At 64.8% G+C, this 24,176-nt stretch carries 27 protein-coding genes and 2 tRNA genes; 15 read left to right on the top strand and 14 right to left on the bottom strand.

Annotated elements, in window-relative coordinates; genetic code table 11:
• The 4 genes from NSE01_RS20315 to NSE01_RS20300 all read right to left on the bottom strand — a co-directional run.
• Nucleotides 1-865, bottom strand: an 865-nt coding sequence (locus NSE01_RS20315; RefSeq protein WP_147161400.1) for an IS91 family transposase, incomplete at its 3' end; no start/stop codon positions are given.
• Between the two features lie 4 nt (nucleotides 866-869).
• Nucleotides 870-1,778, bottom strand: coding sequence for a tyrosine-type recombinase/integrase (locus tag NSE01_RS20310; protein ID WP_147161399.1), 909 nt, complete (start codon nucleotides 1,776-1,778; stop codon nucleotides 870-872).
• Between the two features lie 525 nt (nucleotides 1,779-2,303).
• On the bottom strand, nucleotides 2,304-3,539 hold the full coding sequence (locus NSE01_RS20305) for a tyrosine-type recombinase/integrase (protein ID WP_147161398.1): 1,236 nt from the start codon (nucleotides 3,537-3,539) through the stop codon (nucleotides 2,304-2,306).
• Nucleotides 3,540-3,739: 200 nt separating this feature from the next.
• Nucleotides 3,740-3,813: transfer RNA gene (locus NSE01_RS20300), tRNA-Gly, on the bottom strand.
• A 139-nt stretch (nucleotides 3,814-3,952) separates the two neighbouring features.
• Here NSE01_RS20300 and NSE01_RS20295 point away from each other — a divergent pair.
• Nucleotides 3,953-6,082 carry an acetate--CoA ligase family protein gene (locus tag NSE01_RS20295; RefSeq protein ID WP_147161397.1) on the top strand — a complete coding sequence of 710 codons (2,130 nt, stop codon included), beginning with the start codon at nucleotides 3,953-3,955 and terminating at the stop codon, nucleotides 6,080-6,082.
• Between the two features lie 4 nt (nucleotides 6,083-6,086).
• Here NSE01_RS20295 and NSE01_RS20290 read toward each other — a convergent pair whose 3' ends face one another.
• From NSE01_RS20290 to NSE01_RS20275, 4 genes are all read right to left on the bottom strand, one after another.
• The gene (locus NSE01_RS20290; RefSeq protein WP_147161396.1) at nucleotides 6,087-7,781 is read right to left on the bottom strand and encodes a tetratricopeptide repeat protein; all 1,695 of its coding nucleotides are present in this window, start codon (nucleotides 7,779-7,781) and stop codon (nucleotides 6,087-6,089) included.
• Between the two features lie 76 nt (nucleotides 7,782-7,857).
• A complete protein-coding gene (locus NSE01_RS20285; protein ID WP_147161395.1) occupies nucleotides 7,858-8,661 on the bottom strand; it encodes a GDSL-type esterase/lipase family protein in 804 nt (267 codons plus the stop codon).
• The gene (spt, locus tag NSE01_RS20280) at nucleotides 8,661-9,860 is read right to left on the bottom strand and encodes a serine palmitoyltransferase (protein ID WP_147161394.1); all 1,200 of its coding nucleotides are present in this window, start codon (nucleotides 9,858-9,860) and stop codon (nucleotides 8,661-8,663) included. Before spt ends, NSE01_RS20285 begins: the two co-directional genes overlap by 1 nt.
• Nucleotides 9,861-9,982: 122 nt before the next feature.
• On the bottom strand, nucleotides 9,983-10,222 hold the full coding sequence (locus NSE01_RS20275) for an acyl carrier protein (RefSeq protein WP_147161404.1): 240 nt from the start codon (nucleotides 10,220-10,222) through the stop codon (nucleotides 9,983-9,985).
• A gap of 103 nt (nucleotides 10,223-10,325) precedes the next feature.
• On the opposite strand from NSE01_RS20275, the gene NSE01_RS20270 reads away from it, so the two are divergent.
• Nucleotides 10,326-10,955 carry a Pycsar system effector family protein gene (locus tag NSE01_RS20270; protein WP_246135308.1) on the top strand — a complete coding sequence of 210 codons (630 nt, stop codon included), beginning with the start codon at nucleotides 10,326-10,328 and terminating at the stop codon, nucleotides 10,953-10,955.
• A gap of 7 nt (nucleotides 10,956-10,962) precedes the next feature.
• Here NSE01_RS20270 and NSE01_RS20265 read toward each other — a convergent pair whose 3' ends face one another.
• Nucleotides 10,963-11,325: a response regulator gene (locus tag NSE01_RS20265; RefSeq protein WP_147161393.1), complete on the bottom strand. Its 363-nt coding sequence runs from the start codon at nucleotides 11,323-11,325 to the stop codon at nucleotides 10,963-10,965.
• Between the two features lie 96 nt (nucleotides 11,326-11,421).
• On the opposite strand from NSE01_RS20265, the gene NSE01_RS20260 reads away from it, so the two are divergent.
• The 5 genes from NSE01_RS20260 to NSE01_RS20240 are packed head-to-tail and all read left to right on the top strand — an operon-like array spanning nucleotide 11,422 to nucleotide 14,675.
• Nucleotides 11,422-11,667, top strand: a complete 246-nt coding sequence (locus tag NSE01_RS20260) for a DUF3572 domain-containing protein (protein WP_147161392.1) — start codon at nucleotides 11,422-11,424, stop codon at nucleotides 11,665-11,667.
• Nucleotides 11,667-12,302: an HAD family hydrolase gene (locus NSE01_RS20255; protein WP_147161391.1), complete on the top strand. Its 636-nt coding sequence runs from the start codon at nucleotides 11,667-11,669 to the stop codon at nucleotides 12,300-12,302. The genes NSE01_RS20260 and NSE01_RS20255 overlap by 1 nt, the downstream gene beginning before the upstream one ends.
• A gap of 6 nt (nucleotides 12,303-12,308) precedes the next feature.
• The gene (locus NSE01_RS20250; RefSeq protein WP_147161390.1) at nucleotides 12,309-12,773 is read left to right on the top strand and encodes a RidA family protein; all 465 of its coding nucleotides are present in this window, start codon (nucleotides 12,309-12,311) and stop codon (nucleotides 12,771-12,773) included.
• Nucleotides 12,745-13,536: a glycerophosphodiester phosphodiesterase family protein gene (locus NSE01_RS20245; protein WP_147161389.1), complete on the top strand. Its 792-nt coding sequence runs from the start codon at nucleotides 12,745-12,747 to the stop codon at nucleotides 13,534-13,536. Before NSE01_RS20250 ends, NSE01_RS20245 begins: the two co-directional genes overlap by 29 nt.
• The gene (locus tag NSE01_RS20240; RefSeq protein ID WP_147161388.1) at nucleotides 13,533-14,675 is read left to right on the top strand and encodes a GNAT family N-acetyltransferase; all 1,143 of its coding nucleotides are present in this window, start codon (nucleotides 13,533-13,535) and stop codon (nucleotides 14,673-14,675) included. Before NSE01_RS20245 ends, NSE01_RS20240 begins: the two co-directional genes overlap by 4 nt.
• Nucleotides 14,676-14,698: 23 nt before the next feature.
• Here NSE01_RS20240 and NSE01_RS20235 read toward each other — a convergent pair whose 3' ends face one another.
• On the bottom strand, nucleotides 14,699-15,049 hold the full coding sequence (locus NSE01_RS20235) for an SEL1-like repeat protein (protein ID WP_147161387.1): 351 nt from the start codon (nucleotides 15,047-15,049) through the stop codon (nucleotides 14,699-14,701).
• A 261-nt stretch (nucleotides 15,050-15,310) separates the two neighbouring features.
• Here NSE01_RS20235 and dksA point away from each other — a divergent pair, with 261 nt between their 5' ends.
• From dksA to NSE01_RS20220, 3 genes are all read left to right on the top strand, one after another.
• Entirely contained in the window at nucleotides 15,311-15,769 is a 459-nt protein-coding gene (gene dksA / locus NSE01_RS20230; protein WP_147161386.1) for an RNA polymerase-binding protein DksA, read from the top strand.
• Nucleotides 15,770-15,981: 212 nt separating this feature from the next.
• Entirely contained in the window at nucleotides 15,982-16,344 is a 363-nt protein-coding gene (locus NSE01_RS20225) for a PilZ domain-containing protein (RefSeq protein WP_174812073.1), read from the top strand.
• 88 nt (nucleotides 16,345-16,432) lie between these two features.
• Complete coding sequence (locus NSE01_RS20220) at nucleotides 16,433-17,926, top strand: ABC transporter substrate-binding protein (RefSeq protein WP_147161384.1); 1,494 nt, start codon at nucleotides 16,433-16,435, stop codon at nucleotides 17,924-17,926.
• 58 nt (nucleotides 17,927-17,984) lie between these two features.
• On the opposite strand, the gene NSE01_RS20215 is transcribed toward NSE01_RS20220, so the two are convergent.
• Nucleotides 17,985-18,161, bottom strand: a complete 177-nt coding sequence (locus NSE01_RS20215) for a DUF1674 domain-containing protein (protein ID WP_147161383.1) — start codon at nucleotides 18,159-18,161, stop codon at nucleotides 17,985-17,987.
• A 71-nt stretch (nucleotides 18,162-18,232) separates the two neighbouring features.
• On the opposite strand from NSE01_RS20215, the gene NSE01_RS20210 reads away from it, so the two are divergent.
• Complete coding sequence (locus NSE01_RS20210) at nucleotides 18,233-19,501, top strand: RsmB/NOP family class I SAM-dependent RNA methyltransferase (protein WP_147161382.1); 1,269 nt, start codon at nucleotides 18,233-18,235, stop codon at nucleotides 19,499-19,501.
• A gap of 3 nt (nucleotides 19,502-19,504) precedes the next feature.
• Here the strand turns inward: NSE01_RS20210 and NSE01_RS20205 are convergent, their stop codons facing one another.
• Nucleotides 19,505-19,870, bottom strand: coding sequence for an MmcQ/YjbR family DNA-binding protein (locus tag NSE01_RS20205; protein ID WP_218033310.1), 366 nt, complete (start codon nucleotides 19,868-19,870; stop codon nucleotides 19,505-19,507).
• On the bottom strand, nucleotides 19,867-20,397 hold the full coding sequence (gene msrA, locus NSE01_RS20200) for a peptide-methionine (S)-S-oxide reductase MsrA (RefSeq protein WP_147161381.1): 531 nt from the start codon (nucleotides 20,395-20,397) through the stop codon (nucleotides 19,867-19,869). The genes NSE01_RS20205 and msrA overlap by 4 nt, the downstream gene beginning before the upstream one ends.
• 135 nt (nucleotides 20,398-20,532) lie before the next feature.
• Here msrA and NSE01_RS20195 point away from each other — a divergent pair, with 135 nt between their 5' ends.
• The 4 genes from NSE01_RS20195 to NSE01_RS20180 all read left to right on the top strand — a co-directional run bounded on the left by NSE01_RS20195 (nucleotide 20,533) and on the right by NSE01_RS20180 (nucleotide 23,025).
• On the top strand, nucleotides 20,533-21,393 hold the full coding sequence (locus tag NSE01_RS20195; RefSeq protein ID WP_147161380.1) for a class I SAM-dependent methyltransferase: 861 nt from the start codon (nucleotides 20,533-20,535) through the stop codon (nucleotides 21,391-21,393).
• A gap of 163 nt (nucleotides 21,394-21,556) precedes the next feature.
• Nucleotides 21,557-22,423, top strand: coding sequence for an N-carbamoylputrescine amidase (gene aguB / locus NSE01_RS20190; protein WP_147161379.1), 867 nt, complete (start codon nucleotides 21,557-21,559; stop codon nucleotides 22,421-22,423).
• Nucleotides 22,424-22,451: 28 nt separating this feature from the next.
• Nucleotides 22,452-22,931 (top strand): 2-amino-4-hydroxy-6-hydroxymethyldihydropteridine diphosphokinase, encoded by a 480-nt coding sequence (gene folK, locus NSE01_RS20185; RefSeq protein WP_246135307.1) that lies wholly within the window; start codon nucleotides 22,452-22,454, stop codon nucleotides 22,929-22,931.
• A gap of 18 nt (nucleotides 22,932-22,949) precedes the next feature.
• A tRNA-Lys gene (locus NSE01_RS20180) sits at nucleotides 22,950-23,025 on the top strand.
• 138 nt (nucleotides 23,026-23,163) lie between these two features.
• Here the strand turns inward: NSE01_RS20180 and NSE01_RS20175 are convergent.
• On the bottom strand, nucleotides 23,164-23,691 hold the full coding sequence (locus NSE01_RS20175; protein WP_147161378.1) for a hypothetical protein: 528 nt from the start codon (nucleotides 23,689-23,691) through the stop codon (nucleotides 23,164-23,166).
• Nucleotides 23,692-24,176: the final 485 nt, after the last annotated feature.

Below are 24,176 nucleotides of genomic sequence, written 5' to 3'. Positions count from 1 at the left end.
CGCGGCGATAATCCTTGTACCGGAACGTCACACCGGTCTCGTCGAACGCAATGAGGCGGCGGTTTGAGATGGCAACGCGGTGCGTGTAGCGCGAGAGATAAGCCAGCACAGCCTGCGGCCCGGCAAAGGGCGGCTTGGCATAGACCACCCAGCGTTTCTTTCGGATGGGCGAGAGATGGCGCAGAAAGGCCTTGCGGGCGGCAAGATGTGCCTGAGCGCTGAAGAAGGACAGCTTGCCGGCAGCGAACAGCGCCAAAAGGCGGGTGAGGAACAGCCGGCAGAACAAGGCGCCCAGCACACGCACCGGCAGCAGAAACGCAGGGCGCGATGATATCCATCGCGTGCCGTCGAGCGCGATGCCACCGCCAGGTACGATCATGTGCACATGCGGGTGGTGGGTCAGCGCCGATCCCCATGTGTGCAAGACAGCGGTGATCCCTACCCGCGCGCCGAGGTGCTTGGGATCGGCTGCGATGGTCAGCATCGTGTCCGCGGCAGCGCGGAACAGCAGGTCATAGACCACCGCCTTGTTCTGACACGCGATGTCGGCGATCTCGGCAGGCAGCGTGAAGACGACGGGGAAAAAGCCCACTGGCAACAGATCGGCCTCGCGCGCGGCCAGCCAAGTGCGCGCGGCAGCGCCCTGGCACTTGGGACAATGCCGGTTGCGGCAGGAGTTATAGGCGATCCGCCAGTGCCCGCAATCATCGCAGGCTTCGACGTGACCTCCCAGCGCGGCGGAGCGGCAGTTCTCGATCGCCGTTATGACCTTGAGCTGGCCGAGGCTGAGATGCCCGGCGTGGGCTGCGCGATAGGCGGGCCCGGCGCTACGGAAGATGTCGGCGACCTCGAGCGAGGCGCGCATCGGCTCAGCCGGGAGGAGCCACCTGCGGCTCGAGCAGCGTCGTCAACTTGTCTAGCGGACTGATGACCGCGCGCACGGTCCGAGTTGCGACCGTGGTGTAGAAAGCGGTGGTCTCGAGGTTCGCATGCCCAAGCAGTGCCTGGATGATCCGAATATCGACGCCGTCTTCAAGCAGATGCGTGGCGAAGCTGTGCCGCAGAGTGTGTGGACCGACCCGCTTTTTGATACCTGCGGCCTCTGCGGCATCGACGACGATGCGATGGAGCTGCCTGGTGCTGAGCGGCTTGAGATAGTGCATTCCCGGGAATAGCCAGCCATCGGCGTGCATGACGCCCTGCTTGCGGCCAACCGTCCACCACTCACGCAAAATAGCAAGAAGGTCAGTGGGCAGGAGCGCATTGCGATAGCGCCCGCCTTTACCGCGCTCCACTCGCAGGAGCATGCGCTTGCTGTCGACATCGCGGACCTTCAGCATCGTCACTTCGGCGGCGCGCAAGCCAGCGCCATACGCAACGGACAGTGCAGCCTTGTGCTTCAGGCAGTTGGTCGCGCCAAGCAGAAGCAAGACTTCGTCGCGGCTGAGGACAATGGGCAAGGAGCGCGGATTCTTGACCGTGTAGAGTTTGCGGGACAGATCCGGGCGATCAATGGTGTGCGTGAAAAAGAAACGCAGCGCAGAAACGAGGCTGTTCATGGTCGGGATCCCTATGCCCGCCTCGCGCTGTTCGACCTGGAATTGCCTGAGTTCTTCTGCCGTCGCGGTATCGGGAGGACGGCCCAGATAGGTGGCAAACCTCGCGACATGCCGCACGTAATCGAACTGGGTCTTCCGCGTGAAGCGGCGCATGTTCATGTCTTCGATCATGCGCTGACGCAGCGAAGTGACGGGAGCATCTGACAAAACATTGATCATGGTACGACTCCTTGCTTGAAAGGAGCCGGAATCGTCTGCCTACTCGGGTCAGATCTCAACTAGGACCCAGACCGCCGATCACTGGCCTGACCTCAAGGAAAGCACCACTCCCGCGCCAGCGGGTTCGTACAAGTCCCAGAGTCAGATGCTCGCTAAACCCATCGGTGAGATCAACTGGCAATCCGTGACAGCGGGCGCCTCGAGTCCCGCAAATACGACACGCTCAAGCGCCGCTTGGCTGCAGCAGCAACGAATAAGGCTCCATATCCTGCGCGAATTAAAGATGAAGCTTCACAGCCTCGATGGAGCCTGGGTTACAAGCACACCGTACGCAGCGGGCTTCGGTTCATAAATTATTGAATTGAATATAAAAATGTCAGAAATAGAGGTTGGTGTCAAAGTGATTTGACCGTGATTTTCGCTTTAGACAGCAAATCGCACCAGCCCAAAATGGGCGTGCTCACAAAAGAAAACAAAGCCTTGCCACTCAAATCGTGATTTGCCGGTGGCTGATCCGTCACCGTTTTACGAAACGGCCTTACCGAACTCTGGATGAAGTACTTGCGCTCCCTGGCGTAGCTGATCGAGGTAGTCGCTCCACCATTGCGCCATGGCTACTCGCTCCTTCCAATGCGCGCCGCGATGGTAGGCCGCACGGACCTTGTCGCTGTCGCCGTGGGCCAGCGCGCGCTCGATCGCGTCGGGGTGCCACTTGCCGCTTTCGTTGAGCAAGGTCGAGGCCATGGCGCGGAAACCGTGGGTCGTCATTTCGTCAGTTGCGTAACCGAGTCGGCGCAGGCCAGCGTTGATCGTGTTGTCGCTCATTGGGCGCTTGCGCGAGCGGATCGAGGGGAAGACGAAGCCATCGGGACCGGTCAGCGTGCGGGTGTCTTCCAAGATCGCTATGGCCTGCCGAGAGAGGGGGACGAGGTGGTCCTTGCGCATCTTGGTCTTGCTGGCCGGAATGGTCCACAGCGCACCTTCCAGATCGAATTCGGCCCATTCGGCATGGCGTAACTCACCAGGCCGGACGAACACGTGTGGGGCCAGTTGCATCGCAAGCTTGGTGATCGGCTGTCCCTCGTAACCGTCGATAGCGCGCAGCAGCTCGCCCACTCGAACAGGATCTATAATTGCCCCGTAATGGGTGACTGTAGGTGCCGTTAGCGCGCCCCTCAGGTCGCGGGTTGGGTCGGAAGAAAGGCGGGCAGTCGCCACCGCATAGCGGAACACGGCGCTCGCCAGCTGAAGCGTGCGGCGGGCGCTTTCCAGTTTCCCTTTCCCTTCAATCTTGCGGACCGCCGACAGCACGTCGGCGGGTTCGATATCGGCTATGGGCAGCTTACCGATTGACCCCTTGAGCAACGAAAGAAGATACTCGCTTCGGGTGGCTGTCGCCGGTGCCCAAGCCTTCTGGCCGTCACGCCTGCGCTTTTCACAAAATTCAGCGGCGATTGCAGCGAAGGTGGTCTCCGCCTGGATCTGCGCCTGCACCTTCTTGCGCTTCTTTTCCCGTGATGGATCCTTGCCGGATGACAGCAGCTCCCGGGCGTCATCCCGCCTGCGCCGCGCTTCGGCAAGCCCAACCTCGGGGTAGCTTCCGATAGAGAGCTTCTTCTCCTTTCCATCGACACGATACTTCAGCCGCCACAACTTTCCGCCAGCGGGTTGCACCAGCAGGAACAGGCCGAGAGAATCGCCGAGTTTGTAAGGCTTAGGCCGGGGCTTGGCGTTTCTGATTGCAACATCGGTCAGCGGCATCGTCCCTGGTCCTTTCCCGACGCGTGGCCCCCAGCTGGGGGCCAATCGAATTGCCCGGAAAGCTCTGGCCCCCGAAGTGGCCCCCAAATGAGCCGGATGCAGCGGGAAACTTAGAGATGAGTCCGGACAGTCTATGGCGAAAAACTCTAGGTTTTCCGAGGGTTTTATAGACTTATCGGGACAAATATGGAAGGGAGGGCTGGAGCGGGTAGCGGGAATCGAACCCGCATAGCCAGCTTGGAAGGCTGGTGCTTTACCACTAAGCTATACCCGCAGCGTTTTCGCCTCTGCCATGCCGCGCGCCTTCCCGTCAACCGTCCACCCTGCACGCCCGGCCCCCAAATGTCGTGCGTCTTGCCCTGTCTCGTCGCAGCGGCTATTGTTATACGATATAACCTAATCCGGAGAGTGAAGTGCCCGATTCTGCCCAGTCCGCCCCCCTGTCTTCGGCGCTCGAGCGGCTGCTCCGGCCGCGTTCGGTTGCGGTGGTTGGCGCTTCAGACAAGCCCGGCGCGCTTGGCACCACGCTTCTCTCCAATCTCGATGCCAACGGCTTCGCGGGCGATATCTATCCGATCAACCCGAAGCGCGAGAGCCTTGGTGGGCGCGCTTGCCTGCCTGGCATCGAGGCGCTGCCGGAGGGTGTCGATGCCGCCGTCCTCGCCATCCCGCGCGCGGGTGTGCTCGATGCGGTGAAGGCGCTCGCCGCGCGCAAGGTGGGCGGCGTGGTCATCTTCGCCGCCGGTTTTGCCGAGGGCGGGGCCGAGGGTCTTGCCGAGCAGCGCGAGATCGCGCGCATTGCCCACGAAACGGGCATGGTGGTCGAGGGGCCCAATTGCCTCGGCCTCGTCAACTACGTCGACCGCATCCCGCTCACGTTCGTCGAGACGGACGCGCGTCCCCCGGCGGGCAAGCGCGCCATCGGCGTCGTTTCGCAATCGGGCGCGATGGCTGCCGTGCTCGGCACCGTCCTCCTCGCGCGGGACTGCGGCGTGTCCTACTCGGTCTCTACCGGCAACGAGGCTGCCAGCGGTGTCGAGGACTATGTCGAATGGCTGATCGACCAGCCGGACACTCACGTCATCGCGATGATCGTCGAGCAGTTCAGGAAGCCCGAGCGCTTCCTCGCCGCGGCTGCGCGCGCTGCTGCTGCGGGCAAGCCGATCGTCCTGCTGCACCCCGGCACCTCCAGCGCCGCGCGCGAATCCGCCGCGACGCATACGGGGGCCATGGCGGGCGACTATGCCTTGATGCGCGCCAAGGTCACCCGTGCCGGCGTCATCATGGCCGAGACATTGGAAGAGCTGGGCGATATCGCCGAGATCGCGCTGCGCTGCCCTGCGCTGCCGGCGGGCCACACGGCTGTGCTTGGCGAATCCGGTGCGTTCAAGGCGCTGACGCTCGATCTCGCGGAAACGCTCGGTCTGCCGCTCGCGCCGCTGGGGGATGCGGATTCGCCCGCGCTGCGCGCCGCGCTGCCGCCGTTCGTGCCGGTCAGCAATCCGCTCGACATCACCGCGCAGGGCCTGTCCGAACCGGCGATCTACACCCGCTGCCTCGATGCGCTGCTCGATGATCCGCGCGTTGGTGCGGTGCTCGCCGGGATCATCCAGGCCGAGCCGGTCACTTGCGCGATCAAGTTCCCGCCGATCCTTGCCGCCGCAACCACGCGCCCGCTCAGCAAGCCGCTGATCTTCGCGGGGCTCGATGAAGGCGCCATCGTTCCGGCTGATTACATCGCCCAACTGCGCGCGGCCGGGGTGCCGTGGTTCCCGACGACCGAACGCGCGCTGCGGGCGATCACCCGGCTGACGCAGTGGTCCGCGCGCGATACCAGCACCACTGCCGAGGCGGCGCTGGCCGTCCCCGGCCTCGCTGATCACGCCGGCGTCATCCCCGAGTATCAGGCCAAGGCCCTGCTCGGGCCGCTCGGCATTCCCTTCCCGGCGGGCACCTTTGCTGCCAGCGCCGATGAAGCCGTCGCTGCCGCCGAAGCACTCGGCTACCCGGTCGCGATGAAGGCGCAGGCCGCCGCGCTCAGCCACAAGAGCGATGCGGGCGGCGTGATCCTCAACCTGTTTGACGGTGCCGCCGTACGCGCCGCGTGGGAGCGGATGCACGCCAGCGTCGCGGCCTATTCGTCGGCAATCCGGCTCGATGGCGTGCTGATCGAGGCGATGGGCGCGCGCGGGGTCGAAATGATCGTCGGTGCGAAGAACGATCCGGAATGGGGTCCGGTCCTCCTTGCGGGCTTTGGCGGCGTTACTGCCGAAATCCTCGGCGATGTGCGCCTGCTCGCGGCGGACATGACCGTCGAGGCAGTCGAGGCCGAGCTGATGAAGCTCAAGAGTGCGGCCATCCTCTCAGGCTATCGCGGCGCGCCTGCGCTCGATGTGACGGCGCTGGCGCAGCTCATCGTCACGCTGGGCCGCGTGCTGCGCGCCGAACCTTCGATCCGCGAGGTCGATCTCAACCCGGTGATCCTGCATCCCAAGGGGCAGGGCGTGGTTGCGCTTGATGCCTTGATGCTGGTCGAGGGGTAAAGCCTCAATGCACCGCCGGCAGCATCCCTGCCGCGCGGCGCACCAGATCCTCCGCCACCGGATCGCGCGGGCGCAGCTGCAGCGAGGCTTCCGCCGCCGCCCGCGCGCCTGCTGCATCGCCCGATGCCAGCAGCGCCGCCGCTACGTCGCGCCGTACCGGATACCAGAACGCGGGCGGATCGGAAAACTGCATGAAGTCCTTGGTTTCCTCGATATCCGCCGCCGCCGTAAACGCTTTCACCGCGTCCTTCGCGCGCCCCTCGGCCATCGCAATGCGGCCCTCCAGCACGCCGCGCGTAATGCCCAGCATCTGCTCGGGCGCGCGGTGGGCGCGGTCGATCTTGCCGTCCTTGCCCTTGTCCGCGATGTGGTCGGGGATCGCGGCCAGCTCGGCCTTCGCGCCCGCCAGATCGCGCAGCCACACCATCGCCTCGCCCCGCGCATAGTGCCGCGCGGCCTTGAGGTAGGGCAGCTTGGGCTCGGCCAGAGCCAGCACCGCCGCCGGATCATCGAACCGCGCCATCGCGAAGTAACCCGCTGCCGCCAGCATCTGCGAGAATGGCTCGGCCTTCTCGCGCTCGGTGGATCGCTCCACCAGCGGCCTTGCGAGATTGAGCGCGGTGCGTCCGTCGCCCGCCATCATCGCGCCGCCGAGGCCGAAAATCACGTTGTGCGCGTGGTAGGGCAAGTCCCACACGCCCTTGGGTTCGGGCAGGCCCAGCCGCTTGGCGTTGGCCTTGCCGATCTCCACCGCGCGCCAGTTGGTATCTGCCGCATCCTGATAGCGGCCCACCCAGAAGAAGGTGTGGCTCGGCATATGGACGAGGTGGCTGGCATTGGGCGCCAGCCCTGCCAGCTTGTCCGCATAGCGCTCGGCCTTGGCCGGCTCGCCCGAAACTTCGGTCGCATGGATGTAGAAATGGATCGCGGGCGTATGTTCCGGCGCGCGGGCGAGCACTGTTTCAAGCAGCGTGACCGCGCCGTCGATCGCATCGTGGTCGAAATCGTCCGCGCCTTCCTTGAACGAGGAGACCATCAGCGCATCGGCCGTCAGCACCGCGATTTCGTTGTCTGCCGGATAGCGCGCCGCCACTTTTCGCATCGCGGCGGCATAGCGCACATCAAGCGCGTGGACGTCCTGGCCAGGCTGGTAGCGCAGCAGAAGCGCATCGATCAGGTCGCGCTCGCGCGGCGTTCCTGTTTTTGACGCCAGCGTCTTGGCCTTGCGCACCATCTCCAGCAGCGGCGCGCGTTCCTTGGGCTCGCTGCCATAATTGATCGTCGGGCCTGAAACGAGCGCCTGGCCCCAAAGGCACATCGCGCAGGCCGGATCGAGCCGCACCGCTTCGCCCATCGCCGCGATGGCCGCCTTGTGGGCAAAGGCCGCGCCGAGTTCGAGCCCGTTGGAAAAGAACGCCTGCGCCTGTGGCACCGGGGTCGCTATGGCAAATCCGCCGATGCCGTACCCCGTCAGCAATGTCGGCACCTTGGGCACGGTGTTGTCGTCGTGCGAGGCGTGATCGGCATGGTCGCCGCCCGCATGGGGCGCTGCCTTGGCCGCTCCGTCTGACGTCTGCGCCTCGCTCAGCGGCTTGCCGGTGGACATGGATTGCATGTCGTGGCCCGCCTGCGCAAATGCCGGGGCCGCCAGCCCGATCAGCGCCGCACCGATGATCGAATGGAAATGCCCTTTGCTCAACGCCCTGTCTCCCTCGCCCCGTGCGGAGGCTGGCACGGGCGTGGGGACATGACAATGTATTTGCGCGGAAAGGGTTTTAGCGCGGCGCGGCCATCTTCTCCGCCTCGGCAATTGCCGCGCGGGTGATCGGCTCCATGATCGCATAGCCCTTGGCGTTGGGATGGATGCCATCGGGCGCCACGTCGGGGTTCATCCCCCCTTCGGCGTTGACCAGCGCGCCGTGGTAGTCGGCATAGACCGCACCCCGCACCCTCGCGAGATCGCGCAGCCACGCATTCAGCGCCACGACCTGCTTCGCCGGGCTCAGTGCCGGCTTCCACGGGAATTTCGCGGCGGGCAAAATGCTGGCCAGCACCACGCCGATGCCGTTGGCCCGCGCGATATCGACCATCGCCATCACGTGGTTCTGGTACATCTCGGCGCTGTTCGGCCCGGTGTTCCCGGCGAGGTCATTGGTGCCGATCATGATGTGCACCACGCGCGGGCGCAGCCGCACCACATCCTGATAGAACCGCACGAGGGCTTGCGGGCTGGTATGTCCGCTGATCCCGCGCCCCACCGCGCCGCCAGCAAACAGCGCCGGGGCCAGCGGCACCCAGCCTTCAGTGATCGAATCACCGATGAACACCACGCGCGGAGGCGCCGCGAGCTGCTTGTCCGCCTCGGCGTACTTGCATTCCCACGCCCAGTCGTTCGCCTTCACATAGGGATGGCCAAACCACAGCCCCTTCTGATCCGGGCAGGGCTTGTCCAGCATCCCGTCGCCCGGCGCTGTGACGGGTGGGGAGGGCGGGGGAAACGCCGGGGGCGCGATCGGTGCGGTCTGCGCCAGCGCTGGAGCTGTCCATAGCGTAGCGGCGAGCAGCAGACCGCGGCGCATCAGATGATGCCCACTGCCTTGCCCGCGCGCTCGAACATGCCGGCGATGACCTGAACCTGCTCGGCCGTATGCTCGGCGCAGAGCGAGCAGCGCAGCAGGGTCATTCCCGCCGGCGTTGCGGGCGGCCGGGCGAGGTTCACGTAGAGCCCCTCGCGCAGCAGTGCTTCCCACATCATCGCGCCGCGCTCGAGATCGGGCATGATGACCGCGATGATCGCGCTCTGCGGCTCTTCGGTGCCCAGCTTGAAGCCGAGCTTTGTTAGCGCGCCGTGCAGCGTGCGCGAGTTTTCCCACAGATGCGCGCGCTTGTTGCCGGCGTGCATCAGCTTGCGGATCGAGGTGGCGGCGGTTGCCACTACGCTCGGCGGCAGGCTCGCGGTGAACACGTAAGGACGGCAGACAAGGCGCATGATCTCGAACTTCGGGTGGTTCGAAACGCAGAAGCCGCCAACCGTGCCGACCGACTTGGAGAAGGTGCCGATCACGAAATCGACATCGTCCAGCACGCCCTGATCCTCGGCCACGCCGCGACCGTTGGGGCCGATGAAGCCCATCGAATGCGCTTCGTCCACCAGCACCATCGCGCCGTAGGACTTGGCGATGCGGATCATTTCCTTGAGCGGCGCGATATCGCCCAGCATCGAATAGACGCCCTCGAGCACGACCAGCTTGCCCGCGCCTTCGGGAATGCGGCGCAGGCGCTTTTCCATCGCCTCGATATCGTTGTGCTTGAAGGGCACGACTTCGGCGTCGCCCATCTTGCAGCCATCCCAGATCGAGGCGTGGCTGTCGATATCGAGCACGATGTAATCGCCCTTGCCCGCGATCGTGCTGATGATGCCAAGGTTGGCCTGGTATCCGGTCGAAAACACCATGGCATGATCCATGGCGTAGAATTCCTTCAGCGCCTCTTCCACCGCGCGGTGGCCCGCATATGTGCCGTTGAGCACGCGGCTGCCGGTCGTGCCCGCGCCGAAATCATCGAGCGCCTGCTTGCCCGCCGCGATCACGTCGGGGTCGAAGGTCATGCCCATGTAGTTGTAGGTGCCGAGCAGGATCGTCTCGCGCCCGCTGCAGATCGCCGTGGTGGGCGAAAGCACCTTCTCCATCACCAGGCTGAACGGATCGGTCACGCCCGTCGCCAGCAGCGAACGGCGCGTCTCGATCAGCGGATCGAACTTCGAGAAGAGGTCAGTCATTACTGTTTCCATATCCAGATCCCCATCCCAGCCCCGCTCATGCTGAGCTTGTCGAAGCATCAGGCGCTGCGTCAGCGTCCTTCGACAGGCTCAGGACGAGCGGAAGTGGGGGCGGCTCGATTTCAGCCCTGCAGCTTGGTCACGGCATCGATCAGCTGGCCGTAGGTCTCGATCTCGGCCTGCTGGTTCATGCTGATGATGATGTCGAATTCATCCTCGATGGCGGCCACGAAATCCATGACCGTGAGGCTGTCCCACTCCAGATCGCCGGCGAACGAGGTCGTCTCATCAATCGCGATCGCGTTCTTGTTGAACGGTTCGATCACTTCGGCAATGCGGGCGGCGGTGGCAGCGCGATCCACGGAATTGGCCATTTATTTCATTCTCCAACTGTGAGGGCGCCCTTGCCCCAAGAATAAGGCTGAAAAGCGGCCAGTGGCATCGCTTGTCAAGCGCAAGCCGAGTATGGCAGCTTTGTTACGCCGTGCAGCGGGGCGCGGCATTTCGCGGGGGAGAGCGAAGCTGGCCGATCAATCCACACCCGAGCCGCCCAAGGCTGCTCCTTCGCCGCTTTCCCCTTCGGGCTACTCGAACCACGCGATCCACCTCGTGCGCACCGCGCAGACGCTCAATCTCGCGCTCAGCCAGATGGCGGATTCCAAGGCCTCGCTGCTGATGGGGGCGACGTTCGTGGTCTTCACGATCACGATGGGGCAGGCCAAGAACGGTCACCTACCTGCCGCCTTGCTGGTGCTCGCCGCGTTCGCCTTCGCTTCGGCGATGTGCGCGGTCATGGCGGTGCTGCCCTCGATCGGCCGCCCCTCCCGCTCCAGCCAGATCAACGCCCGGCCCAACAAGCTGTTCTTCGGTACGTTCACCGCGATGGACGAGGACGAGTGGACCGAAAGCATCCTCGCTGATCTGCGCGCGGACGAGACGGTGTTCCGCACCATGCTCCACGACATGTACCAGAACGGTCAGGTCCTCCAGCACAAGAAGTACCGCTACCTCGGCTATGCCTACCGCCTGTTCATGGCAGGGCTGACGCTGACAGTGATCGTGTTCGCGGCGGAATACCTGCTGGCGCGGGGCTAAGCGCTCCTCAGACCAGCGCCTTTACCGCCATCATGAATGGCCCGATCGAAACGGGCTTGGCGAGATAGCCTTCCGCGCCGGCCTCGCGGATGCGTTCCTCGTCGCCCTTGCCGGCATAGGCGGTCACCGCCAGCACCGGGATCGGGCGCAGGCCGGGGTCGCCCTTGAGGGCTTCGATCAGTTCGAGCCCGGATATGTTGGGCAGCTGGATATCCATGATGATCAGGTTCGGCACAAATTCCCGTGCGCGAACAAGCACATCGCGCCCGTCGCCAAGCGGCTCGACGGCAAACCCGCCAGCCTTCAGCACATCGCAGAACAGCTTGCGGTTCAGGTCGTTGTCCTCGACAACCAGTATTCTTTTTGCCACTGAGCCCCAGTATCCTAATGGCGCATCCTCATGTCGCCCTTGGTACACGCCTAGTCACACCGGAAGGCCCTGACAATCGCTCGCGAAGTCGCCCCTATGCCCGATCCTGCTGCCACGGCGCTGCAGGCGCTCGGCTGGGTGCTTGGTGATGGCGACCGGGCCGAGCGGTTTCTCTCGCTCACCGGGCTCACGCCGGAGGAACTCCGTGCCGGGCTTGGCGATCCTTCAGTGCAGGGCGCGGTACTCGAATTCCTCTGCGGGCATGAGGCAGATCTGATTGCGGCGGCCGAAGCGCTGGGCATGTCCCCGGCCACGCTCGCCGCCACCCGGGAGAGATTGTGATGACGAAGCCGCTGGTAATCAGCGATTGCGATGAAGTGCTGTTGCACATGATCGTGCCCTACAAGGAATGGTTGGGGGAACATCACGGCATCGATTTCGTGATGGAAGACAGCGATTTCAGCCGTGCCATGCGCTATGCCGGCAGCGGCGATCCAGTTCCGGGGCCGGAAATCTGGCGCCTGCTCGGCCTTTTCTTCGATACCGAGATGCACCGTCAGGGCGCCATTGCCGGCGCGGTCGAAGGGATCAATGCGCTGGCCCAGCACGCTGACATCGTGATCCTGACCAACCTCACCGACGAGCGCCGCGATGCCCGCGCGCGCCAGCTCATGGATGTCGGCATCAACGCCCGCGTGTTCACCAACCAGGGCCCCAAGGGCCCGGCGCTCAAGGCGATCCTCGATGAATACCAGCCCAGCCGCGCGGTGTTCATTGATGATCTGCCGCAGCACCACGGCTCGGTGATGGAAATTGCGCCCCATGTCAGCCGCCTGCACCTTTGCGGCGAACCGATGATCGCGCGCCATATCGATTGCGCGCACGTCAAGGGCCACGCCCATGCCCGTATCGACCAGTGGGAGCACGCGCTGCCATGGCTTATGGACCGCATCACCCAAGATGGATCTGGGGAGTAAACGACGATGAGTGAAACCGCTGCCAGACTTGCCGAACTCGGCATCACCCTGCCCGTGCCGGCCGCACCGGTCGCGGCCTATGTGCCCACCGTGGAAGCGGGCGGCTTCCTCTACGTCTCGGGTCAGGTCTCGTTCGTCGATGGCGCGCTGGTGAAGGGCCGGCTCGGCGATGATCTCACCGTCGAGCAGGGTTACGACGCTGCACGCGGCTGCGGGCTCATGCTTCTTGCGCAGGCCAATGCCGCGCTCGGCTCGCTGGACCGCATTGCCCGCGTCGTGAAGCTCGGCGCCTTCGTCAATTGCACCCCCGAATTCACCGACCAGCCCAAGGTCGCCAATGGCGCCTCGGAACTCATGGTTGCGGTGCTGGGTGATGCCGGCAAGCACAGCCGCAGCGCTGTTGGCGTGCCTTCGCTCCCCCTCGGCTGCGCAGTGGAAATCGATGCTGTATTTGCTCTCCATCCTGCTTGATCGTCTGCTCGCCCCGCCGCCGCAGGCGGAGAAGGTGGCCTGGCTCAAGGGCGTGACTTATGCGCACCGCGGTCTGCATGGCCCCGGTTTGCCAGAGAATGCGCTGTCCGCCTTTGCCGCGGCGATCGAGGCCGGGTTCGGCATCGAATGCGATGTCCAGCGCAGCAGCGACGGGCAAGCGATGGTCTTCCACGATTGGGAGCTTGATCGACTGACGGCCGAAACCGGCCTCGTCATCGAACGCAGCGCGGCCAAGCTTGGCCAGATCAGGATCATCGGCAATGACGAGGATACCATCCCCTCGCTACGCCAGCTGCTCGATCTGGTCGCCGGCCGCGTTCCGCTGCTGATCGAGGTCAAGACGCGTCCCTCCACGCGCATTCCGGCGATCTGCCTTGCCGTGCGCCGCATGCTCGAAGGCTATCGCGGCCCGGTCGCGGTGATGAGCTTCGATCCGCGCGTCTCGCGCTGGTTCGCTCGCCATTCAAGCCACGTCGTGCGCGGCCTCGTGATGATGGAGGAGGGCAGCCGCACGCTGTTTGCCCGCACCCGCCGCCACATCATGCTGTGGCGCGCCCAGCCCGATTTCCTCGCCTACGACATCACCGACATGCCCAGCCGCTTTGCCGGTTCGCAGCAGCGGCGCGGCTTTCCGGTGCTCACCTGGACGGTCAATACGCCCGATCTCATGCAGCGCGCGCTGAAGCACGGCGATGGTCCGATCGCGGAGGGGGCGGGGATCACGAAAGCCAGCCGGGCGTGAGCATTACCGCGCGCGTCCATCACGCTGTCGGCGAAATTCCCGCCGCTGAGTGGGATGCGCTCGCGGGGGAGGGCAATCCCTTCACCACGCACACCTTCCTCACCCTGCTTGAGGAATCGGGCAGCGTGGGCGGGCGCAGCGGCTGGTCGCCGCTGCCTCTGGTGATCGAGGATGCGGCCGGGGTCGCCGCCGCCGCGCTTCCCGCCTATCTCAAGGGCCACAGCCAGGGCGAATATGTGTTCGATCACAGCTGGGCCGATGCCTGGCACCGCGCGGGCGGTCAGTATTACCCCAAGCTCCAGATCAGCGTTCCCTTCACCCCGGCCACCGGCCCGCGCCTGCTGACGAGCGAGCATCCCGCAAGTTTGGCCGCTCTGGGCGTCCCCCTGCTGCGCGTTGCCGAACAGATCTGCGAGCAGAACAAGCTCTCCTCCGCCCACGCAACCTTCATCGAACCCGGCCAGTTGCCGGTGTTTCAGGAAGCCGGGTGGTTGCTGCGCACCGATACCCAGTTCCACTGGGACAACGACGGGTACGCCAGTTTCGACGATTTCCTCGGCGCGCTCTCCTCGGAAAAGCGCAAGAACCTGCGCAAGGAACGCGCGAAAGCGCAGGACGGGGTGGAGATCCGCCAGCTTACCGGCGATGCGATCCGCCCCGAACATTGGGACGCCTTCTGGCAGTTCTATCAGGATACCGGTGCGCGCAAATGGGGCCGGCCCTACCTCACGCGTGAGGCATTCGATCTCATGGGTGAACGCATGGCGGACCGCATCCTGCTGGTCATGGCCTTCATCGGCGGGCAACCCATCGCCGGGGCGCTCAATTTCATCGGATCGGAAGCGCTCTACGGGCGCTACTGGGGGGCGGTCGTCGACAAGCCCTTCCTGCACTTCGAACTGTGTTATTATCAGGCGATCGATGCGGCGATCGCATTGGGCCTCAGCCGTGTCGAAGCGGGAGCGCAGGGCCAGCACAAGCTGGCGCGCGGCTACAAGCCGGTGCCGACATGGTCGGCGCACTACATTACCGACCCCAATTTCCGCAGTGCCGTCGCCGATTTCCTCGAACGCGAACGGCAGGGCGTGGCGCAGGAGCAACTCTGGCTCGGCGAACGCACGCCCTTCAGGAAGGGCTGACGGAGGGGGTAATCAGAGAGCGTTCAGGCCGCCTGGCTGTCGGTCCGCATCATGCGCAGCCATTCGCGGGCGCGGCGCTGGGCTTCGGCGATTTCGCGCGCGGTCATGTCGTCGGAAACTTCGGCGCGGCAGGTCGCCGCTTCCTCGTGGCCACCGACTGCGGCGAGATTGAACCATTTGTGTGCTTCGATCAGATCGCACGGCGCACCGTGGCTGCCGGTCGAGAAGGCGACGCCAAGGTCGAACAGCGCGTCCATGTCGCCCGCGGCCGCAGCGGCAAGGCAGGTCGCGACAAGCGTGTCGGTGGCGGCGTTTTCAGAAGCGCCGGCGGAAGCTTCGGTATCGGAAACCAGCTTGATCCAAGTCTGTGCCATAACCATTCCCCTGTCCCCCCGAACCGTTGAACTCGCTTGGTCGGGCACGGACAAAGTCAACAATCTTGGTCAACAAGTGGTTAACGCCGCAAAAAAGAACCTAGGTGAGGGGGCTGGGTACAACTTGGTGCTGGCCCTGAGGAAAACCTTGTACGGATTCCGTGACTTGCTTATAGGCGCGCCAAACCGGGAGCCGCGAGCGTCCGTCATCGGGCGTCGCGGCGGCTAGGGGTCGCAAGAGCATTTGCTTGGAGGGCCGGAATGGCTGGTGTTTTGGGTGATGAAATCGACGTTCTGGCCAAGGCACGCCGGGCCATGCCCGGCGATTATCTCCCGTCCGATGATGAACCCTACATGGGCGAAGCGCAGCAGGACTACTTCCGCCGCCTTCTGCTTGAATGGAAGAAGTCGATCCTCTCAGCCTCAGCCGGCACGCTGTCGGCGCTGCAGGACGGTCCGATCCGAGAACCTGATCTCAACGACCGCGCCTCGAGCGAGACCGAATGGGGCATCGAACTGCGCACGCGTGATCGCCAGCGCAAGCTGATTGCCAAGATCGATGCCGCGATGCGCCGGATCGATGAAGGTGAATATGGTTATTGCGAAGTGACCGGTGAACCGATCGGTCTCGGCCGTCTGATCGCCCGTCCGATTGCCACGATGACCGTCGAAGCGCAGGAAGCGCACGAGCGGCGCGAGAAAATCTCCCGCGATATGTAGGTTTCCGGGGGCGGAAACGCTTTGCCTGCAGAGTGTCCCGCTCCGGTACAGCATAAGCAAAAACACCTTAACGCTGCGCCAATTTAAGATTCCGTTAGCCAGCCTCGCTTAGCAATCCGGGAGAAAGTTCTGCGACTTTCCTCGTTGCGTTCAGTGCGGATCATCGTGCTGATCGTGGGGGCCACCTTAGGCAGATGAGACGGAAACCCGGCGTGACTGAACTCGATCATCGGCAGGTAGGGCGTGATAGCCTGTTTCTTATGGCGGACGTGCGTCTGGCCGGGGCGGGCGACGAGCACCGCGTCAAGGTCCGCAACCTTTCGGGTGGCGGCATGATGGCCGAAGGGCACGTCAAGGTCACCCGCGGCGCCAAGCTCGAAATCAACTTGCGCAATATCGGTTGGGTCGCTGGCGTCGTCGCCTGGATCCAGGAAAACCGCTTCGGCATCGCGTTCATCGAAGACATTGATCCCAAGCTTGCGCGCGAGCCGATCGCCGTCCAGCCCAATTCCACGCCGCGCTTCGTGAAGCCCGTCATCGCCACGATTGATCCCGCGCGCCTGCGCAAGATCTGATCGCCCACAGAAATTTCTGACGATTCACCCGGTCATGCCGCCCTTCCGGCGCTGACCGACGCTGCCCCCTGTGCTAGCACCACGGGTGATGGTGCGTGCCTCCCGCCTTTCCGTGGCTGCCGCTCTGGCCTTTGCCGGGCTCGGTGCGCTGGTGCTGGGCGTCTCGGCCTGTGGGCGGCGCAGCGAAGGGCCGCTCCCGATTGCCCTGATCGGCGATCGCACCGCGCTCGATACCAGTAGCCTGCGCCTGTCTCCCGCCGCTCGCACCATCCGCGGGGCGACTGTCGAAGGCCTTGTCGCGTTTGACGCGGAGGGCCACATCGTCCCGGCCATCGCCGATCGGTGGATCATCACCGACGACGGGCAGAGCTACATCTTCCGCCTGCGCGATGGCACTTGGCCCGGCGGTTCGCGAATCACCGCCGAAACCGCTGCTGCCGCGCTGCGCAAGGCCCTCGCCCAGCTCAAGGGCACCGCGCTGGGCCTCGATCTTGCCGCGATCGAGCAGGTTCGCGTCATGGCCGACCGGGTGATCGAGGTTGATCTTGTCGCACCTGTGCCCGATCTGCTCACGCTGCTCGCGCAGCCAGAGCTTGGCATGCCCTATGCCGGCCGCGGCGCCGGACCGATGGGGCTGGCTCGCCGCCGCGGCGGGGCCGAACTTTCGCTGATCCCGCCGGAGAAGCGCGGTCTCGCGCCGGAAGAAGGCTTCTCCAGCCGCGCGCGCAACCTGCTGGTCGATTTCATGCCCGCAAACAAGGCAGTCGATCGCTTCAACGAAGGCGCGGCGGATCTCGTGCTCGGGGGCCGTATCGATTCGATTCCGCTCACCGAACAGACCGGGCTTGCGCGCGGCAACGTGCAGCTCGATCCGGTCATCGGCATGTTCGGCCTCCTCGTCGATAGCGATCAGGGCTTCCTTTCCGAAGTCCCCAATCGTGAGGCGCTGGCGCTCGCCATCGATCGCGATGCGATCATCGCCGCCTTCAACATTGCCGGCTGGCAGTCCACAACGCGTATCGTTTCTGCCGGGGTCGAAGGCGATGCCGGCACCGTCGGCGAACGCTGGGTCGGCGTCGCGCTCGAACAGCGCCGCGCACTCGCGGCCGAGCGCGTCACGCGCTTCATGGCCGGCGGCAAGCCTGCGCCGTTGCTCCGCATCGCCGCGCCGAACGGTCCCGGCACGCGGCGAGTGATCGATCGCATCGCGGCGGATTTCAAGGCCATCGGCGTCGTTGCGGTGCAAGTGGGCGAAGACAAGCCTGCCGAACTGCGCCTGATCGACGCCACCGCGCGCTATGGCCGCGCCTCGTGGTTCCTCAACCAGCTCGCCTGCTCGGTGCACAAACCCGCGTGCATCATGGAAGGAGACATGTTGCTCGCGCAGGCCCGCCAGACCGCCGACTTGCGCGAAAGGGCGCGGCTGCTGGGCGAAGCGGAGGCCCAGATCACCTCGGCCAATCCCTATATCCCGATTGCCCGGCCGCTGCGCTGGTCACTGGTGCGCGCCGGGGTTGCGGGCTTTGCGCTCAATCCCTGGGGCTGGCACCCGCTGCCGCCGCTGGCCGCGCTTCCGAAATAGAGTGCGGATCCGGAGGCCAAGGGCCATTGCTCCGGTAGACCGCAGCCAACACCACCCCTCAAAAGTCGATGGCGATCCCGTTCCGCTCCCAATCGCCGAAGCGCGTGGGATCAAGGCCATCGGGATCATCACGCTTCTCGGCCTCGCGCGGCTCGGGCGCAGGCGTGGTGGACCAGTGCTCGGGCCGGGTAAACGAACCGGGCCGCTTGGTGGCGCGGGGTGTTGCCTTATCCATGGCCCCTCCCTGCCAAGCGCCGCCGCAATGCGCAATTGCCAAAGGGGGCACCGCGCGCGATAGGCTCACCAATGGCCCGTGCTCCCCATTCCCCGAATTCCGGCGATGACCTTCCCGGCGTCCCTGCTCGCCGCGCTGCGCTGCGCCTGCTCGATGCCGTGCTGCGCCGTGGCGATCCGCTCGATCAGGCCGCCCCGCCGGTACTGCGCGCGATCGAGCGCGGCGATGACCGCGCCCTCGCGCTTGCCATCGCGCAGGAAGCGCTGCGCTGGCTCCCCGATCTCGACCGCCTGATCGATGGCGCGACCCGGCAGATTCTGCCCGAAGACGCCAAGGCCCGCAGCGTCCTGCGGCTCATGCTTGCGCAGGCGCTGCGCCTCGGCCTGCCGCCGCACGCGGTGATTGCTACTGGCCTGCCGCTGCTTGTCGGCGGCCCGCGCCGCCTTGCGCATGGGGTGTTCTCTGCCGTTCTGCGCGGAGATGGTCTCCCCGCCAGCCCCACACTCCCCGCCGCCGCGCAGGAACGCTGGAGCACGGCCTGGCCGAGCCGGGTCGAAGCCATCGCCGCCGGCCTTGCGGTCCCGCCGCCGCTCGATCTTGCCTTGCGCGATGCAGCCCGCACCGCCGAATGGGCAGAGCGCCTCGGCGGCATTTCGCTGGCCCCCGGCCACGTCCGTCTTGCGCGTGGCGGCGCCATCGAAAGCCTTGAAGGCTTCGCAGAAGGCGCCTGGTGGGTGCAGGATCTTGCCGCCTCGGTCCCCGCGCGCCTGCTCGGCCCCGGCGAGGGCCGCCGCGTCCTCGATCTTTGCGCCGCGCCGGGCGGCAAGACGATGCAGCTTGCTGCCGCCGGCTGGCAGGTCACCGCGCTCGACAAGTCCGCCCGCCGCCTCGAACGCCTGCACGAGAATGTCGCGCGCGTCGGCCTCTCGGTCGATATCGTGACAGCCGATGCGATGCAGTGGCGGCCTTCCGAACTCTTCGATGCCGTGCTGATCGACGCGCCCTGCAGCGCCACCGGCACCTGCCGCCGCCACCCGGACGTGCTTCACCGCCTCATCGACCAATCCAGCCTCGAAGACCTGCAGCGCGGTCTCCTCGAACGCGCCTCGGGCGCGATCCGCGCCGATGGCCGGCTCGTCTATGCGGTGTGTTCGCTGGAACCGGGCGAGGGCGAGGCGCAGGCGGCGTGGGTCAAGGCGCTTGGCCCTGTTCCCATCACCGCCGATCAGCTTCCCGCCGGCCTTGCCCCCACGCCTGAAGGCTGGTTCCGCAGCGATCCCGGCATGCTCGCCGAACATGGCGGGATCGACGGCTTCTTCGCCGCGATGTGGGGGAAGTAGCCTTCAAATCTGCCCGAGACCCAGACCGGCGCGTACCTTGCGCGGGAGCTTTTCGGCAATCAGCCGGTATGATGCCTCTACCAGGTCCAGCACTTCGTCATCCGTCATCGCGTCCGGATCATGGTGCTGCAGCCACAGCAGCCCGCGCGAGGCCAGATAGGGCGCGGGCCGCAGTCCGGGCGCGTCCTTCAGCACCTCGAAGCCGATTTCGCTCACCTTGAACGTGATGCCGATGCGTCCGTCCGCCCATCCGCCGATGGCAAAGACCTTGCCGCCCACCTTCCACACGTGCGCGCCGCCCCACTGGCAGACATAGGTCGTTCCGGGCAGGGCAGCGCAATAGGTGTTGAAGGCTTCGTAGGTTATCAATCCGCCTTCACTTTCGCGGCAAAGCTCTTGCGCAGCTTCTGCAGCTTGGGCGGGATCACCGCGAGGCAATAGGGATTGCGCTGGCCTTCGCCCTGCCAATACTCCTGATGGTAGTCTTCCGCAGGCCACCATTCCGCGGGCCCTTCGATCACCGTCACCACCGGCTTCGGATTGGCTGCCTGCGCCCGCGCGATCGCTGCTTCCATCGCCGCGCGCTGCTCGTCATCGGTCGGGAACAGCGCTGAGCGGTACTGCGTCCCGACGTCGCCCCCCTGCCGGTTCAGCGTCGTCGGATCGTGCGTCGCGAAATGGATGTCGAGCAGGTCGTCGAGCGAAAGCTGCTCCGGATCATAGGTCACGCGGATCGCCTCGGCATGGCCGGTCGTCCCGCTGCACACCTGCTTGTAGGTGGGGTTCGGGCTCGTCCCGCCGATATAGCCGCTCTCGACATCGATCACGCCGACCACGTCGCGAAACACCGCTTCGGTGCACCAGAAGCACCCGCCCGCCATGATTGCCTGCGCCATTCACTTGTTCCTTGCTGCCGGGGCCAAATGCCCCGATGATCACGCCGCGCGAGATAGGAACGAACGATGCGGTTGTCATCGTCTCGTGCCCGCTTAGGTTGCCTCTTCGCGCGAATCGTCTCCGGAGTTACCTACATGTCCCTGCCGCTGCATAAAGCTGCCCTGCTTCCCGCCCTCCTGCTTGCCGCCGCAATCGGCGTGCCTGCCGCGCTTCATGCGGCGCCCGAAGTGCCGGCCAGCGTCACTGCTGATCCCGCGATGGCCAAAGTCCTCGCCGATGCCCGGCGCGACAAGGATCGCCCGCGCGATGCCTTCCGCCATCCTGCTGAAACGCTGGCGTTCTTCCGCATCAAGCCGGGTATGACAGTGGCAGACTACATGCCCTCGAGCGGCTGGTACACGCGCATCCTCGTCCCTTATCTGGGGGACAAGGGCACCTACATCGGCCTCACTGCCAACCTCAATTCCGCGTCCGGCGAAACGCGCGATCGCCTCGCCACGTTCCCCTCCACCTTTCCCGGCAAGGCCGAAGGCTGGACCGGCGTCCCCGCGGCGCGCATCCCGGCCTACACGCTCGATGCCGTCCCCGCCGAACGCAAGGGCACGGTCGACCGTGTGATGATCATGCGCGAAGTTCACAACATGTGGCCCGATGGCTTCCTCTACAACGATCTCGCCGCGATCCGCGCCCTGCTCAAGGACGATGGCCTCCTCGGGATCGAAGAACACCGCGCCAAGCCCGATGCGCCCGCCTCCTACACGCTCGGCACCATGGGTTACATGCGCGAGGCCGATGTCATTGCCCTCATCGAGGCCCACGGCTTCCGCCTCGTCGCCAAGAGCGAGATCAACGCGAACCCCAAGGACACTGCCAACTGGCCCGACGGCGTGTGGACGCTCCCGCCCGTCCTCAGCCAGAAGGACAAGGACCGCGCCAAGTACGAAGCCATCGGCGAAAGCGACCGCATGACGCTGCTATTCGCCAAGCGGCCCTGATCGGGCGCGGGGCCCACGTCACCCTGACCTTGGTTATTGCGAGCGTAGCGAAGCAATCCAGAGCGGTTTTGCGCGGCACTGGATTGCGTCGCTACGCTTGCAATGACGAAGCGCGGTGGAAGTCCCTTTGACAATCCCTCGCGGAAGCACCACTTCCCCGCCCATGACCCAGCTCACCGTCGCCGCCCTCCAGCTCGCGCTTGGCGCCCCTGATGCGCAGACCAACATCGCCGCGGTCTCCGCGCTGGTGGAAGAGGCCGCAGGGCAGGGCGCGCAGGTCGTGCTCCCGCCCGAGCTTTTTGCCGGCCCCTATTTCTGCACGGTCGAGGACGAGGCTCAGTTCGCCCTCGCGCATCCGCTGGCAGAAGACCCCTCGGTCAAGGCGATGCAGGCGCTCGCCCGCACTCTGAAAATCGCTATCCCCACCAGCTTCTTCGAGCGCGAGGGGCACCACTACTACAACACGCTCGCGATGATCGGCCCCGATGGCGAGATCATGGGCACCTACCGCAAGAGCCATATTCCGGACGGTCCCGGCTATGAGGAAAAGTACTATTTTCGGCCCGGCAACACCGGCTTCAAGGTGTGGGACGTGTTCGGCACCCGCATCGGCGTCGGCGTGTGCTGGGATCAGTGGTATCCCGAATGCGCCCGCGCGATGGCGCTGATGGGCGCCGAAGTGCTGTTCTACCCCACGGCCATCGGCAGCGAGCCCTACGATCCGAACCTCGATACCAGCCGCGTCTGGCGCCGGGCGATGGTGGGCCACGCCGTGTCAAACTGCATGCCGGTCATCGCCGCAAACCGTATCGGCAGCGAATGCGTGGCGGGTACGCCCCCGCAGCGCTTCTACGGCAACAGCTTCATCGCCGATCAGTGGGGCGATTTTCTGGCGGAATATGGCGCAGAGGAAACCGGCGTCCTCGTCGCTACCCTCGATCTTGCCGAAGCCGCCCGCCACCGTGCCGGCATGGGCTTCTTCCGCGATCGCCGCCCGCAGCTCTACACCCGCCTTGCCGAAGATATCTGAAGCCCAGTCCGCTGGAGCCGAGCGTTACTTGATTGCGCTCGGCTCCAACCAGCGGCATCCACACTATGGGCCGCCGCCCAAGGTTCTCTGCGCCGCGCTCGCTGCGATGGCGGGGGAGGGGCTCACCATCGAAGCCGCCTCGCCAATCATCACCAGCGCTCCCGTCGGCCCCTCGCGCCGCCGCTACGCCAACGCCGCCGCGCGCATCGCGACCCCGCTCGATCCCCCCGCGCTCCTCGCCCTGCTCCAGCAGATCGAAGCCCGCTTCGGCCGCATCCGCCGCGGACAGCGCTGGGGCGCCCGCACGCTCGATCTGGATCTCATCCTGTGGAGCGGCGGCCCATGGCGCAGCAAGACGCTCACAATCCCGCACCCGCTCTTCCGCCAGCGCGACTTTGTCCTCACTCCCGCCGCCAAGGTCGCACCGGATTGGCGCGATCCGCACCGCACTTGCACCATCCGCCACCTCCACGCCCGCTTGACCCGGCCCCGCCCCACCCCTAGGTGATGCGCTCCCGTCTGCGTGGGGCCCTTAGCTCAGTCGGTAGAGCAACTGACTTTTAATCAGTAGGTCGCTGGTTCGAACCCAGCAGGGCTCACCATTTAAAATCAATGGCTTATCTGGCGGTTGCGAGAATTGGTGAAGCGGTCTGGCAACCACATCGCAACCACGCGGCAAGGCAGATCTGGGCATTGCAGGGCAATCGGCTCGGCCTAGATATAATGGGAATTGACCACGTTCAGGCGACTTTAAAGCCAGGCTCTCGGTGGCCTGCCTTCAACTTTGCTGCGATGCGCTTCAATCCAGCTTGCTTTGCAAACCCGCAGAAATGCTTCGATTGCACACCATGCAACCGAGCGTAAGCCATTGCATCGCCGAGTTCGGACCTTCGCCTTCGATCAAGAAGTGGTTCACCCGGTCGGCGTTCGTAACCCCAAAACATCGCAAGAAGTGCCTGCTTGAAGGGCTGATCACTTATGTCATTGCGAGAGCCGTGCCGAGTTTCCACTTCGTCAACCAGCGCTGCGAGTATGCCTTGATGGCCTCGCGCGATCAGCCACTTCACTAACCGGTAAGTGTGGCGCTGCATCCAATCATCGGGATGCTCGGCAAGTGTGCTCTGGTCGCCCCCCAAGCGTTCTAACTCGCGAAGGCGCTTGACCCATCCTTGGTGAATGAGATCCGCCTGCTCTCGAAATATCCGCTTGGCTGCGGTTGGCGATTGCTTCCGCCTAAACAGATTTTTGTCTGATGGATCGATGATCAAGCTAATGTGTCCCTCCTGAGCGGACACATAAGTACGAATTCCCCTCGTTTCAAGCGTGAAATGAGGAATCGCATCTCCAGAAAGGCCCAAAAACGGCCGGATTCATCAAATCGGTAAAGTGGAACGGTGGAAGTGAATTTTCGCATCCAAACTAAACCTCTGGAAAAGGAACGATCGATGAATTCGATGCTAAACAGAAGCAGCGTTGCGATTGGACAGCAGCAAAGGCTAGGCATTCGCCAACGGAACAAGCTATCCGGAAGGGCCAACTCCCGCAGCGCTCAGGAGCAAGCGGAGCTAGACCCCTCCAAGGTAACAAAGACGGCCCGGAGCATCGCCTCAGCTGATCGCATCGCCGAGGTGCTGCGCAGCAAGGCTCGCTGCCGGAAGGAACTCGCCCGGCTCCATTCGATCATAGCTGGGCTGACTTCAGGCGAAGCTGCAGTGACGTGACCCCCAGCTTTCCACCAGCTGGGATTAGAGTC

This window comes from Novosphingobium sediminis (genome assembly GCF_007991615.1).
GTDB lineage: Bacteria > Pseudomonadota > Alphaproteobacteria > Sphingomonadales > Sphingomonadaceae > Novosphingobium > Novosphingobium sediminis.
This window is presented reverse-complemented; position numbering and strand designations above follow the sequence as displayed.

Coding starts and splice junctions, on each gene's coding strand:
- msrA (WP_147161381.1), bottom strand. CDS start 20,397: ATGGCGCAGGCAATCATGGCGGGCGGGTGCTTCTGGTGCACCGAAGCG.
- NSE01_RS20245 (WP_147161389.1), top strand. CDS start 12,745: ATGCTGTATTTGCTCTCCATCCTGCTTGATCGTCTGCTCGCCCCGCCG.
- NSE01_RS20210 (WP_147161382.1), top strand. CDS start 18,233: ATGGCCCGTGCTCCCCATTCCCCGAATTCCGGCGATGACCTTCCCGGC.
- NSE01_RS20305 (WP_147161398.1), bottom strand. CDS start 3,539: ATGCCGCTGACCGATGTTGCAATCAGAAACGCCAAGCCCCGGCCTAAG.
- NSE01_RS20215 (WP_147161383.1), bottom strand. CDS start 18,161: ATGGATAAGGCAACACCCCGCGCCACCAAGCGGCCCGGTTCGTTTACC.
- dksA (WP_147161386.1), top strand. CDS start 15,311: ATGGCTGGTGTTTTGGGTGATGAAATCGACGTTCTGGCCAAGGCACGC.
- NSE01_RS20285 (WP_147161395.1), bottom strand. CDS start 8,661: ATGCGCCGCGGTCTGCTGCTCGCCGCTACGCTATGGACAGCTCCAGCG.
- aguB (WP_147161379.1), top strand. CDS start 21,557: ATGACCCAGCTCACCGTCGCCGCCCTCCAGCTCGCGCTTGGCGCCCCT.
- NSE01_RS20260 (WP_147161392.1), top strand. CDS start 11,422: ATGCCCGATCCTGCTGCCACGGCGCTGCAGGCGCTCGGCTGGGTGCTT.
- NSE01_RS20235 (WP_147161387.1), bottom strand. CDS start 15,049: ATGGCACAGACTTGGATCAAGCTGGTTTCCGATACCGAAGCTTCCGCC.
- NSE01_RS20255 (WP_147161391.1), top strand. CDS start 11,667: ATGACGAAGCCGCTGGTAATCAGCGATTGCGATGAAGTGCTGTTGCAC.
- NSE01_RS20195 (WP_147161380.1), top strand. CDS start 20,533: ATGTCCCTGCCGCTGCATAAAGCTGCCCTGCTTCCCGCCCTCCTGCTT.
- NSE01_RS20310 (WP_147161399.1), bottom strand. CDS start 1,778: ATGATCAATGTTTTGTCAGATGCTCCCGTCACTTCGCTGCGTCAGCGC.
- spt (WP_147161394.1), bottom strand. CDS start 9,860: ATGACTGACCTCTTCTCGAAGTTCGATCCGCTGATCGAGACGCGCCGT.
- NSE01_RS20250 (WP_147161390.1), top strand. CDS start 12,309: ATGAGTGAAACCGCTGCCAGACTTGCCGAACTCGGCATCACCCTGCCC.
- NSE01_RS20270 (WP_246135308.1), top strand. CDS start 10,326: ATGGCAGCTTTGTTACGCCGTGCAGCGGGGCGCGGCATTTCGCGGGGG.
- NSE01_RS20220 (WP_147161384.1), top strand. CDS start 16,433: ATGGTGCGTGCCTCCCGCCTTTCCGTGGCTGCCGCTCTGGCCTTTGCC.